This is a genomic window from Cupriavidus sp. OV096, from assembly GCF_900115455.1.
GTDB lineage: Bacteria > Pseudomonadota > Gammaproteobacteria > Burkholderiales > Burkholderiaceae > Cupriavidus.
The window spans coordinates 415,935-428,367 of sequence record NZ_FOWM01000005.1; the positions used below are offsets into that span (position 1 = coordinate 415,935).

Here is a 12,433-nt window from a genome sequence, read left to right on the forward strand (position 1 = left end):
TGCTCTTACCATGAATGGAAGAGGACATGATGCGAAACGACAAGCGGCACATGCTGGATGGGGCGAGCCGCACCGGCACTGGTGGCTGGCTGATCGCCACCAGCGATTCTACAAACATGGGCAAACGCCTTGGCCTGGAAGGGGACCACGCCACCTGCCCCGCCTGCAAGGTCGGCGGCCCGGTCTACAACGACTGCGATCCACGCTGGACCGACATGGGGAAATCCGTGCTGGTGGAAGGCGCGCGCGTGTATTGCCAATGCAAGGAAAAGCCGCGGGTGTTTGCATCGCAGTTCACGATGTCCACGGAGGTCACGAGCGGCGGGCGCGCCGGTGAGCATGTGGGGGGAACATCGGAAAAACCGCAAGCCCACAACAAGCTGGCGAGTGAGCCTAGCGGTGAAGCCCGCCCCGATGCTTCGAGTCGCGCCGCCTACGCGGCCGACCCGACGATGATCTGCCCCAATATGACCAATGCCGAATTCCATGCCACGGTATTGCGGGTTCGTGACATCGCCGTTGCGCATATGGACCAGCGGTTGATTGAGTTGCAACGCTGGAACGAGGCGGATCAGGAACGGGTTCGCATGTGGTTTGTGGACGCTACCCCGGATATTCGAAAGCGCCTGCGCGAGGGGATTCAGCGAATTCGGCAACTCTCCCTCGGGTTGACAGAACGGAATTTCTGCCGCTTCAGCGAAGAAGTCATGCGTAAAGTAGGTTGTATCCCGGCGGCGAGAGAAGGGGACGAGCCGGCGTGGGCAAGCGTATGCAAGGCCGACAAGACGTTTACGATTTTTATCGGTGTCACATATTGCTACTTACCGATCGAAGCCATCCGCCATAGAGGTGTGGTGGAGCCTGATGACAGCATGGTCACGGTCTTTGTTCATGAAGTTTCTCATTTTCCCGCCGCGATGGATAGCGCGGATACCTATTCGAGTATCAAGATTTCCCGCCTACTATCAAAGTATCGAAATAAATTTCTATTTAATAATTCCGACAGCATTGCTGCATATATATCGAATGTCTCCGATTAACGGCATCGTAATCATGGTAAATATGAAAAAACTAATGGCAGCTTTCATCTTCGCTCTAACAAGCTTGAATGTCGCTGCCTGCATCGTCTATGAGAGGCAATATCGCGTTCACTTCGAACCGGGATCCGCAACGGTAACCGCGAAGGAGATCAAGCGATTCGCCGAATGGCGAATCGCAACCCGGAAGTATTTCTTCTCAGGTTTCGACGTGTACCTGACGGCTTGGGAAAGCGAGGATGGATCTCGTGAACTGGCAACGGCCAGGGTCGAACAGGTTCGCAATCTGCTGCTGAAATTCGGCCTCAGTGCCAATAATGTGAAGGACACGGAATTCCGGCCCATTTATGCGGCGTCCGTGCATTACGGTCCGGACCTGGTGCGGATCGATGTGGATGCGCGTTGTCCGAACTATTGCTGCCGCGACGAGAAATGCTGCCCTGCGTGGCGGGCTGCGGAGGAGGCTGCCAGGTAGACCCCGGTTCGCCCCCAGTTCGCCGCAATATCACCTGGATATTGCGGCGAACGGCATTGATAGCGGGGATCCTCGCCGCCAAAAACAGAGCCGCCTCAAAGACGGCTCTGTTAATCCTTCGTTCTCCCAAACCTACGGCAAACAAGGCGCCGCCATCGCCGCCCCCTGCCGCAGGGCCTTGTTGGTGTCTGAGTCGTCCGCCCCCAGCGTGTTGTCGGTGAACTTGCAGCCGTAGTTGGCGTTGGCCACCACCGATGGCGTCAGCACGTCGTCGCCGGTGGGAGGGGTGCCGGTTTGCTCCCAGGCCACCATGTCGTCGAACGCGCGCACTTGCTCGGCCACGGTGAAATCGCAGTGGCTGATGCCCCGGATCGCACGCTGGACCAGCCATTTCGCCGTGCCGTTGGCGTCCGCGCGGCGCTTGTAGATCTGCTCCATGCTGAAGGGCACGTACATGTCGCCCAGCGTGTGCAGCGTCAGCACCGGCACGCTGATCTGCGCGGCCGTTTTCGGGATCCAGCGCAGGCCGTCGCGGCGCAGGCGGTTGGCGTCGGCCACCGGCTTCACGCGGAAGATCGAGGTGTTGATCGCCTGCTCCTCGGGCGTCAGCGCCGCGTCGTCATCCATCTGGAAGGTCAGGCCGGTGGTGTCCACCACGTTCTGCGTCAGCACGCCGTTGACCGTGCCATCCTGGCCGAAGGTGCTCCAGACCGCGTCCTGCAGGCTCTTGGAGGCGGGGCTGCCGCTGAAGCCGATGGCGAACATCGGCCGCTCGCCGCCGGTCAGGTTCTTGACGATCTGGCGGAGTTTCTCGCCCTGGCCCGTGTTGGTGACCGGGTAGGTGGTGAACAGCGCCGCCTGCACCGAGGTCACGATCTGCGCCCAGTTGCTCACGGGCCAGGACGTGGCCGGCACGTTGGCCAGCAGTTGGGCGGCGGTCTGGTAGCCGCCGAAGTAGTTGAACAGCTCGGTGTCGCCCACCACGCCGCACATCGGCACCGCGCCGTGGTACGTGACCTTGTGGTTGGCCGTGGCGATCGTCTCGGCTTCCACGGCTGCCGCGCTGACATGGCCGCCCATCGAATGGCCGATGATGTACACGCGCGTCGGCGCGGCCAGCGTGCGGCCGTTCTGTTTGGCGATGTTGACGAAGGCCAGCGCGAGCGCGTTCGTGTCTTCCACACCGGCCCGCACGTCATAGTAATTCGTTGAATAACTGGACGCGGCCCAGGCATAGCCGGCTTCCAGCAGGTGACGGCGGATGCTTGGCGGATTGACGTCGAGCGCGTTGCCGGTGCCGGCGTAGCCATGCGCATACATCACGAGCTTGCCGTTCCAGGCCGCAGGTACCTCGACCATGTAGCCGGCCTTGCCGAGCACGCCGGACCAGCGGTCGGCGGCGGGTGCGCCCGCCATCGGCGTGAATTTCTGCGTCACGGCGGCGGTGTCGATGGTGAACGTGCGGGTGTCCTGCGGCCGCGCGTCCTCGGGCTGCACGGTGGGCGGCGGGGTTTCGGCGACAGGCGGAGCAGGTGGTGGATCGTCACTACCGCCGCATCCCGACAAGAGGAGGCCGGCCACGACGAACAGGGCTGCCTGCGAAACAGCTCGATGCATGATGTCTCCTTGGAATTCGTTTTTATTCGATAGGTGAAGCCGCGTCACTGTAGCGCTGGCGCACGCGGCATCCAACATCTCAAACGGGTGTAAGAAATGGTGCGGCGCATCGATTGATGCAATGCATCAGGGTCATTGAACATCACAATTGGCGCCGTGGCAGGCGGGCCAAATAAGATGGCGCGGCGCCCCCTCACTTGCCTGTTTTCAGGCATTTCCGAGGACCCACAAAATGGCTCGATTCAGACGATTCGCACTCAGACCCGTCGCTTACGGCCTTGCTGCCCTGTTTTCCCTCTCCGCCGGTGCCCAGACCATGACGCGCGACAACGGCGCGCCCATCGGCGACAACCAGAACTCCCAGACCGCCGGCCCGAACGGTCCCACGCTGCTGCAGGACGTCCACCTGATCGAGAAGCTCCAGCGCTTCCATCGGGAGCGGATTCCCGAGCGCGTGGTGCACGCACGCGGCACTGCAGCACAGGGAGAATTTGTGTCCGAAGGCGATTTTTCGGACCTGACTACCGCCAAGGTGTTCGCCGGGGCTGGCAAGCGCACGCCGGTCACGGTGCGGTTCTCGACGGTGATCCACGGCAAGGGATCGCCCGAGACCGTGCGCGATCCGCGCGGCTTCGCCACCAAGTTCTACACGGACGAGGGCAACTGGGACCTGGTGGGCAACCACACGCCCATCTTCTTTATCCGTGACGCGATCAAGTTCCCGGACATGGTTCACTCGCTGAAGCCGTCGCCCGTGACCAACCTGCAGGACCCGAACCGTTTCTTCGACTTCTTCAGCAGCGTGCCGGAGAGCACCCATATGCTGACGCAGCTCTATTCGGACCTCGGCATCCCGGCGTCGTACCGGATGATGCAGGGCAACAGCGTGCACGCGTACAAGCTGATCAACGCCAAGGGCGAGGTGCACTACGCCAAGTTCCAGTGGCGTCCGCGCCAGGGCGAGAAATATCTCACCCGGGCAGAGGCCGCGAAGATCCAGGGCGCCGACTTCAACAACCTCACCAGCGATCTGTTCGGCGCCATCCAGCGGGGCGATTTCCCGAAATGGGACTTCTACGTGCAGCTGATGAAGCCCGAGGATCTCGGCAAATATCGATTCGATCCACTCGATTCGACCAAGGTCTGGCCCGACGTGCCGTTCCGCAAGCTCGGCACCATGACGCTGAATACCGTGCCGGAGAATTTCTTCGAGACCTCGGAGATGTCGGCCTTCGCGCCGTCGAACCTTGTGCCGGGCATTGAGCCGTCCGAAGACCGCATGCTGCAGGGCCGGCTGTTCTCGTACTACGACGCGCAGACGTACCGGCTCGGCGCCAACAAGCAGAAGCTGCCGGTCAACCGTCCGCGCGTGGCGGTCCGCAACTACAACAGCGACGGGCATGGCGATATCGGCGGCACGACGGGCGATATCAACTACCAGCCGTCGCGGATGGCCGGGGCGTATTCCGACAATCCGCACTATCGCTTTGCACGCACGCCGCTGGCGGGCACGACCCAGCAGGCGCCGATCGCTCGCACGGACAACTTCACGCAAGCCGGCGACTACTATCGCAAGTTGTCCAAATCGGGGCAGGAGAACCTGATCGGCAACCTGGCGGCCGACCTCGGCGTGGTGAAGCATGCGGAAGTGAAGCAGATCATGCTGAGCCACTTCTACAAGGCCGATGCCGACTATGGCCAGCGGCTGACCAAGGCGGTCAGCGGCGATCTTGCCGATGTGCAACGACGCGCCGCGCTGCTGAAGGACTGATGGCGTGACGCCACGCCGTTAGGAGAACGGCGGACGGCGGCCCCGCTAGCTGTCTCAGGGCGCCTCCGGGGCCGCCGCCGCAATCTCGCGCACCTGCCGCATCACCCCTTCGGCAAACAGCACCGGCCCGCGCACCGGCACGCCGGCCGTGCGCAGGGCGTGCGCGGTCCACGTATTGCAGGTGTAGAAGCCCGCGTAGGTGGCCGTGGCCGCGAAATACAGGCCGCCTTCGTAGGGACCATCCCCGAGGCCGATGGGCTTGTCCGACGCGTCCGTCTGCACCGCATCGCCAAGAAACTCGCGCAATTGCGAGATGCCGGCTTCGTCGAGCGCGAGCCGCACCACGTTACCGGCGCCGTAGGCCGCCGCTGGGGTATCCCGCAGGATCGTCAGCAGGATGGCGCCTTCTCCGGGGAACAGCGCCGAGATCAGCGTCATCGGGCCGCGCTCGCGGCTCAGCAGGTATTGACGATCCCCAAATCCAAAACAAAGAAAACGCGAGCCGGCGTAGCCCACGGTCAGCCGCAGCAGACGCGCATCGGCGTCCTCGGTGCGGATGCAGAGTTCGGTGTGCCAGTCGCCTTCCACGACGTCGATGGTGGTGACCGGCGTGACCGGGGCGGCAGCAGGCGTGGCGTTGCAGCCTGCCAGCGTGGCGGCCATTGCGCTGCCGACGAGCCACCGCCACGCGCGCATCACGATGGCGCCACTGTCCGTTCGATCATGCCGATCATCGCCGCGCGGAATGCGTTGGCGTCCGCGCCGGATGCGATGGCCAGCGCGGTGCGGTCGAAGGCGGCCGAGAGCAGGGCGGCCAGCGCATCGATCGGCGTGCCGCCGGGCAGCCCGTGGCCGACCGCCATCGCCAGACCCTCGCGCAGCGTGCGGCCCGCGTGGGCGGCATCGAGCGCGAACATCGCTTCGGTGCCGAGCACGGCCGGTCCGTCGATCAGCAACAGCCGGGTGCGGCCCGGCACCGTCATGGCGGCCAGATAGGCCTCGCTGCCGGCGATCAATGCCGCGCGCACCGGCAGCGCGTCCGGCGCGGCCAGCTCGATCTCCCCGGCCACGGCGCGCGCCTCCTCCTCCAGGATGGCGCGGAACAGGTCCTGCTTGTCCGCGAAATGGTGATAGAGCGCGCCGCGCGTGATGTCTGCCGCCGCCACAATCTCGGGCGTGGAAGTGGCCGCATAGCCCTTTTCGACAAACAGCTTGCGCGCGGCGGATAGCAGGGCAGCGCGCGTCGCTTCTGTCCGTTCCTGGTTCGAACGGGTCTTTTTACTTTGCATACATACAGCCTGTATGTTATAAATTCTGGAAAGATACAGGCTGTATGTTATGCGATCCGCGCCCGGCCGGCGCGCCACAACGGAGATTTGCGATGAAAACAACGAGTTACTACCCGGTGATCATGACCACGAACGTGGCGGAGACGGTGGCGTTCTACACGCAGCACGTCGATTTCCGCCCGCTGTTCGAGAGCGACTGGTACGTGCACCTGCAGTCCAACGCCGACGCGCGCACGAACCTCGCCATTCTCGATTGCACGCATGAGACGATTCCCACCCCGGCGCGCGGCCAGCGGGCGGCGGGGCTGCTGCTCAACTTCGAAGTGGAGGATGTGGACGCGGTGCACGCCCGCATGCAGGCGGCGGGGTTGCCGATCCTGCTGTCGTTGCGCGACGAAGCGTTCGGCCAGCGCCATTTCATTACCGTGGACCCCAGCGGCGTGATGCTGGACATCATCCAGCCCATTCCGCCGAGCCCCGAGTTCGCGGCGATGTACGACGCCAGCGCATTGCCGGGCTAATACCTCGACACTTCAGCCCCCGAGCGCCCAGCCTGCCGCCGCGCAGGCCAGCACCACGGCCCACGGCGGCAGCCGCCACGCGGCCAAGGCCACCAGTGCCAGCAGCGCGAGCGCGAAGTCCGCCGGGGCGTGGATCGCGCTGGTCCAGACCGGCGAGTACAGCGCCGCCACCAGCAGGCCGACCACGGCGGCGTTCACCCCGGCCAGCGCCGCCTGCGTGCCGGCGTTGCGGCGCAGCCGCTCCCAGAACGGCAGCGCGCCAAAGACCAGCAGGAACGATGGCGCGAAGATCGCCACGAGGCAGAGCATGCCGCCCGCCCATCCTGAGGGGGCCGTTTGCATCGCGCCGCCGAGGAAGGCGGCGAACGTGAACAGCGGGCCCGGCACGGCCTGCGCGGCGCCATAGCCGGCCAGGAAGGTGTCGTTGTCGACCCAGCCCGTAGGCACCACGGCCGCCTGGAGCAGCGGCAGCACCACGTGGCCGCCGCCGAACACCAGCGCGCCGGCCCGGTAGAAGGCATCGAACATTGCCAACGGCTGGCTCGGAAACAGCCGATGGGCCAGCGGCAGTGCCACCAGCAATACGACGAACGCCAGCAGGAAGGCCGCGCCGGCACGCTGGCCGATGGGCACCGGCAGCGCCGCGTGCGGCTGCGCCTGCGCGGGCCGGAACCAGCGCGCGCCGGCCAGCCCCGCCGCCAGCATCACGGCCACCTGGCACCACGGCGACGGCACGACGATGACCGCCGTCGCCGCCAGCGCCATCACGCTCAGGCGCGGCGCGTCCGGGCAGAGCGAACGCGCCATGCCCCATACGGCCTGCGCCACCACGGCCACCGCCGCCACCTTCAGGCCGTGCAGCAGGCCTTCCGGCACATGGTTGCCGGTGGCCGACAGCCCCATCGCCAGCACGATCAGCGCGATGGCCGATGGCATGGTGAAGCCCAGCCATGCCGCCAGCGCGCCCCGGTAGCCGGCCCGGCACAGCCCGATCACCATGCCGACCTGGCTGCTGGCCGGCCCGGGCAGGAACTGGCAGAGCGCGACGATATCGGAATAGGCTTGCTCGCTGAACCAGCGCCGCCGCGTGACGAAGGCCTCCCGGAAATAGCCGAGATGCGCCACCGGGCCGCCGAACGACGTCAGCCCCAGCCGTAGGAAGATCAGGAAGACCGCCCAGGCGTTGCCGCGGGCGTCTGTGTGTTCGAGGTCTGGCACGGCACTCATGGCGATTGGGGGGGCGGTGTCTGGCCCTCGGCGGGGCGGATGGTGGCGAGCAGCCCGGTGCGGCCGCTGCTGGCGAGGTTATCGAAAGTTAATGACAGGCCGTGCAGCGTGGCCACGCGCCGGGCGATGGAGATGCCCAGCCCGTTGCCCTGTTCACGCTGCCCGACGCCCCGGAAGAAGCGGTCGCCCAGGCGCGGCAGCAGGCCGGGCGCCACGCCGGGGCCGTGGTCGGACACCGTGATCGCGTCTGGGGCGAAGGCCAGCGTCACCAGCGTGCCGGCGGGGCTGTAGCGGATGGCGTTGTCCATCAGGTTGCGGAGCATGATGCCGAGCAGTGCCGGATCGCCGCACACCGGCAGGGGCGGGTGGATGGCCGCCGGCCACGTGACCTCCATGTCCACCTGGCGACGCTCGGACAGCGTCAGGCAATCGGACAGCACCTGCTGGACGATCTCGCGCCAGTCCACCGCCGCGCGCACCGGCTGCGTGTCCTCGTCCTCGAGCCGGCTCATGGTCAGCAGTTGGGACACCAGATGGCTCAGCCGGTCGATGCCGGCCTCCACGTTCGCAGAGGCCTGCGCGCGTTCCTCGGGATCGTTCGACTGGCGCGCCACGTCCCACTGCGCCTTGAGCGCGGCCAGCGGGGTGCGCATCTCGTGTGCGGCATCGGCGGTGAGCTGGCGTTCGTGCTCGATCAGCGCCGAGACGCGGTGGAGCAGGGTGTTCATCGCGCCGACCAGCGGCGCCAGTTCCGGCGGCACATCGGCCAATTCCAACGGCGCGGGGTCGCCGGGGGCGCGCGCGGCGATGGCAGTGGAGAGCGCGCGCAGCGGCCGCAGCGTGGCGCGCACGGCCCACACCACCAGCGCCATCAGCAGCGGCACGCCCAGCACCCACGGCAGCACCTGGGCCTGGAGGTAGGACACCACCAGTTCCTCGCGCTCGGCCTGGATCTGTCCGACGCAGACGCGCCAGCCTTCCACCGGATCGTCGAGGTAGTAGAGCCGCCACGGCACACCGTCGATGGAGACGTTGGTGAAGCCCTTCACACGCGACGCGCGGGGCAGGCGGTCGCCGTCCGGATCGATATGCAGCGGCTCGCCGCCGGGCCGCCACGCGGCGATGGCGAGGTCGCCCAGGCCCGCGTCACCCATGTCGCCCAGATCGGCATCGCCGGGCAGGGGACCGTTCTGGGGCGGCGGCTGCGGCACCGCGCCCACATTGATCAGCGGCAGCACGGCCTGCATCTGCTGGGCCATGCGCACCATGGCGGTGTCGTACAGCTCGTTGATCTCCTCCTGTGTGCTGAGGTAGATCAGCACGCTGGTGAGGCTCCAGGCGAGGGCCACCCCCACCAGCACGGCCAGGATCAGGCGCCGCTGCAGGGTCATGCGTCGTCTCCGGGGCTGGCGATGGCTTCCGGCGTGCCGAGCGTGTAGCCGGCGCCGCGCAGGGTGCGGACGATGCCGGGGTGGATCTTGCGGCGCAAATGATGGATGTGGACCTCGAGCGTGTTGCTCTCCGAACCCTGTTCCCAGGCGTAGAGCTTTTCGCGCAGGAATTCGCGCGTCAGCACGCGGCTCGGGTGCGCCAGGAGCACCTCGAGCAGCATGGCCTCGCGGGCAGTCAGGTCCACGGGCTGGCCCTGCCACGTAGCTTGTCGGGCAGCCGGCTGGTAGGCCAGCGCGCCGTGGTGCCAGACCGGCTCGGGCATGCCCGCGCTGCGTCGCGTGACGGCGCGCAGCCGGGCGGCGAGTTCGTCGAGATCGACGGGCTTGATCAGGTAGTCGTCGGCGCCGGCATCGAGGCCGCCGATGCGGCTGGACACCGCATCCCGCGCGGTCAGCATCAGCACCGGCGTCTGGCAGCCCTGCTGGCGCCAGCGGGCGAGCAGGGCCACGCCGTCGTCGTCGGGCAGGCCGAGGTCGAGCACCACGGCGTCGTATTGCATGTTGGCGATGGCGCGATCCGCCTCCGCGCCGGTGGTGAACCAGTCCACGGCATGCCCCTTGAGCTTCAGCCCGCGTTGCAGGCCGTCGCCGAGCATGGGGTCGTCTTCAACGATAAGGATTCTCATCTTGGGTGCGAAAAAGGGCGCATACGGCACGGGGAACGGCGTGAAGCGTAGCACCGCGCGGGCGGCGTCGCACGCTTAATGTGGGATTAAGGTTGCTCTCCTAACCTGCGCGCTCGTCTCACCCAGTCCCCCCGCGCGCATGCCGCAATCGCAGTCTCATCCGCAGTCCCCCTCCCTGTCCACTCAGCAGCCCGCCGTCACCCCGGCCCGTCCGCTGGAGGGCTGGCGCCTGGGCGCCTGGTCGCCAGCCATGGCCTGGGCCGCTGCGTTCATCGCCGTGGCGCTGCTGGTCTGGTTCGGCACGCTCGGCATGCGGCACCTGCTGGGGCCGGACGAGGGCCGCTACGGCGAAATCTCGCGCGAGATGCTGGCTACCGGCGACTGGGTCACCATCCGCTACAACGCGCTGAAGTACTTCGAGAAGCCGCCGTTCCACATGTGGGTCACGGCGCTGACGTACGCGCTGTGGGGCGTGGGCGAATGGCAGGCGCGGCTTTGCGTGGCGCTGGCCGGGCTGGCTGGCATCGTCATGTCGATGCTGGCCACGTGGCGCTGGTTCGGCATCCGCGCGGCGGCCTTCGCGGGGCTGGCCCTGCTGGCGGCGCCGATGTGGAGCGTGGCGGCGCACTTCAACACCCTCGACATGACGCTGGCCGGCGTGATGGCCTGCGTGCTCGCCTGCATGCTGCTGGCGCAGCATCCCGCCGCTTCGGCCAGCGCGCGGCGCGGCTGGATGCTCGCCTGCTGGGCGGCGATGGGCGCCGCCGTGCTGACCAAGGGGCTGGTGGGCGTAGCGCTGCCGGGGCTGGTCCTCGTTATCTATATAGGCATCACGCGCGACTGGCGCTTGTGGCGTCGGCTGCACGTATTCACCGGCATGCTGGTGCTGCTGGCCGTGGCCGTGCCGTGGTTCTGGCTCGTATCGGTGCGGAACCCGGAATTCCTGCATTTCTTCTTTATCCACGAACACTGGCAGCGCTATACCTCGGGCGTCCACTCGCGGCCGGGGCCGATCTGGTACTTCCTGCCACTGGTGGTGGGCGGCTTCCTGCCGTGGGTGGGACTGTTCCCGCGCCTGTGGCGTGCCATCGGTACGCCGCCAGTCGATGAGCCGGATGATGCGGCGGAGCGCTTCCGCCCGGCGCTGCTGGCGGGCATCTGGGCCATCGCCATTTTCGTGTTCTTCAGCCTGTCGCGTTCGAAGCTGCCGGGCTACATCGTGCCCGTGATCCCGGCGATGGGCATCCTGGCCGGCGTGGCGCTGGACCGCCTCGACGTGCGCGCCTGGCGGCGCCAGCTCGGCGGCATGGCCATCGTGGCCGCGTGCGGCCTGCTGGCCAGCCCGGTGGTGGCCACGCTCAACGCCAACCATACGCCGAACGCCTTCTATCGCGCCTATGCGATCTGGGCAGCGGCGGCGTTCGTGGTGATGCTGCTGGGCATTGCCGCCGCGCGCTGGCTGCTGCGGCGCGGCGTGCTGCCCAGCGTGGCCGTGTATGCGCTCGGCATGTACCTGGGCTTCACGGTGGCGCTGGTCGGCCATGAAACCGTGGGCGGCCCGGCGTCCGGCGCGGACATCGCCCCGCTGGTCCAGCAGAAGCTCACCCCGGGCATGCCGTTCTATGGCGTGAAGATGCTCGATCACACCCTGCCGTTCTACGTCCAGCACCCGCTGACCATGGTGGCGGAGGCGGACGAACTGTCCTTCGGCACCGAGGTGGAGCCGGAGCGCTGGCTGCCCGATATGGCCGCGTTCGCCAAGGTCTGGCGCAACGGCCAGCCCGCCATGGCCGTGATGTCGCCGGAGAACTATCTGGCGCTGTCGCCCACGCTGCCGCTGTACGTGGTGGCGCGCGACTGGCGCCGGGTGGTGGTGACCAACGTGCCCACCCCGAGCCCGACGTCGCGCTGACCGGCTTTCCTGCTTACCTTTCTGTTCCTGTCTGAAACCATGCATCCCAAGCGAGTCCTGATTCTTGGCGTCAACGGCTTTATCGGCCATCACCTCACGCGCCGCATCCTCGAGACCACCAACTGGGAGGTCTACGGCATGGACATGGCCTCCGACCGCCTCGGCGATCTCGTGAACCATCCGCGCCTGCACTTCTCCGAAGGTGACATCACCATCAACAAGGAGTGGATCGAGTACAACATCCGCAAGTGCGACGTGGTGCTGCCGCTGGTGGCCATCGCCACCCCGGCCACCTACGTGCGTCACCCGCTGCGCGTGTTCGAGCTCGATTTCGAAGCCAACCTGCCGATGGTCCGCGCGGCCGTGAAGTACAAGAAGCACCTGGTGTTCCCGTCGACCTCCGAGGTCTACGGCATGTGCGCCGACGATGAGTTCGACCCGGAAGCGTCCCCGCTGGTCTACGGCCCGATCAACAAGCCGCGCTGGATCTACGCCTGCTCCAAGCAG

Annotated in this window: 12 protein-coding genes; 6 read left to right on the top strand and 6 right to left on the bottom strand. The window is 66.5% G+C overall.

Annotated features, from left to right (window positions below; all coding sequences use genetic code 11):
- Positions 1 to 26 precede the first annotated feature (26 nt).
- Both BM115_RS14835 and BM115_RS14840 read left to right on the top strand, forming a co-directional pair.
- Complete coding sequence (locus tag BM115_RS14835) at positions 27 to 1,040, top strand: M35 family metalloendopeptidase (protein WP_092295059.1); 1,014 nt, start codon at positions 27 to 29, stop codon at positions 1,038 to 1,040.
- A gap of 34 nt (positions 1,041 to 1,074) precedes the next feature.
- A complete protein-coding gene (locus tag BM115_RS14840) occupies positions 1,075 to 1,512 on the top strand; it encodes an OmpA family protein (protein ID WP_092295061.1) in 438 nt (145 codons plus the stop codon).
- A 132-nt stretch (positions 1,513 to 1,644) separates the two neighbouring features.
- Here BM115_RS14840 and BM115_RS14845 read toward each other — a convergent pair whose 3' ends face one another.
- Entirely contained in the window at positions 1,645 to 3,129 is a 1,485-nt protein-coding gene (locus tag BM115_RS14845) for an alpha/beta hydrolase family protein (RefSeq protein ID WP_092295063.1), read from the bottom strand.
- Positions 3,130 to 3,361: 232 nt separating this feature from the next.
- Here BM115_RS14845 and BM115_RS14850 point away from each other — a divergent pair, with 232 nt between their 5' ends.
- Positions 3,362 to 4,900, top strand: a complete 1,539-nt coding sequence (locus BM115_RS14850) for a catalase (protein WP_092295065.1) — start codon at positions 3,362 to 3,364, stop codon at positions 4,898 to 4,900.
- A 54-nt stretch (positions 4,901 to 4,954) separates the two neighbouring features.
- Here the strand turns inward: BM115_RS14850 and BM115_RS14855 are convergent, their stop codons facing one another.
- Together BM115_RS14855 and BM115_RS14860 are read right to left on the bottom strand one after the other, a co-directional pair.
- Positions 4,955 to 5,596 carry a DUF2459 domain-containing protein gene (locus BM115_RS14855; protein ID WP_092295067.1) on the bottom strand — a complete coding sequence of 214 codons (642 nt, stop codon included), beginning with the start codon at positions 5,594 to 5,596 and terminating at the stop codon, positions 4,955 to 4,957.
- Positions 5,596 to 6,189: a TetR/AcrR family transcriptional regulator gene (locus tag BM115_RS14860; protein WP_092295068.1), complete on the bottom strand. Its 594-nt coding sequence runs from the start codon at positions 6,187 to 6,189 to the stop codon at positions 5,596 to 5,598. The genes BM115_RS14855 and BM115_RS14860 overlap by 1 nt, the downstream gene beginning before the upstream one ends.
- 92 nt (positions 6,190 to 6,281) lie before the next feature.
- On the opposite strand from BM115_RS14860, the gene BM115_RS14865 reads away from it, so the two are divergent.
- Positions 6,282 to 6,710, top strand: a complete 429-nt coding sequence (locus tag BM115_RS14865) for a VOC family protein (protein WP_092295069.1) — start codon at positions 6,282 to 6,284, stop codon at positions 6,708 to 6,710.
- A 12-nt stretch (positions 6,711 to 6,722) separates the two neighbouring features.
- Here the strand turns inward: BM115_RS14865 and chrA are convergent, their stop codons facing one another.
- The 3 genes from chrA to BM115_RS14880 are packed head-to-tail and all read right to left on the bottom strand — an operon-like array spanning position 6,723 to position 10,014.
- Positions 6,723 to 7,937, bottom strand: a complete 1,215-nt coding sequence (gene chrA / locus BM115_RS14870; protein WP_092295070.1) for a chromate efflux transporter — start codon at positions 7,935 to 7,937, stop codon at positions 6,723 to 6,725.
- Complete coding sequence (locus tag BM115_RS14875) at positions 7,934 to 9,328, bottom strand: ATP-binding protein (protein WP_092295071.1); 1,395 nt, start codon at positions 9,326 to 9,328, stop codon at positions 7,934 to 7,936. The genes chrA and BM115_RS14875 overlap by 4 nt, the downstream gene beginning before the upstream one ends.
- Complete coding sequence (locus tag BM115_RS14880) at positions 9,325 to 10,014, bottom strand: response regulator (RefSeq protein WP_092295131.1); 690 nt, start codon at positions 10,012 to 10,014, stop codon at positions 9,325 to 9,327. Before BM115_RS14880 ends, BM115_RS14875 begins: the two co-directional genes overlap by 4 nt.
- Positions 10,015 to 10,153: 139 nt before the next feature.
- On the opposite strand from BM115_RS14880, the gene BM115_RS14885 reads away from it, so the two are divergent.
- Entirely contained in the window at positions 10,154 to 11,926 is a 1,773-nt protein-coding gene (locus tag BM115_RS14885; RefSeq protein ID WP_369823432.1) for a glycosyltransferase family 39 protein, read from the top strand.
- Between the two features lie 39 nt (positions 11,927 to 11,965).
- Positions 11,966 to 12,433, top strand: a 468-nt coding sequence (locus BM115_RS14890) for a bifunctional UDP-4-keto-pentose/UDP-xylose synthase (RefSeq protein WP_143093898.1), incomplete at its 3' end; no start/stop codon positions are given.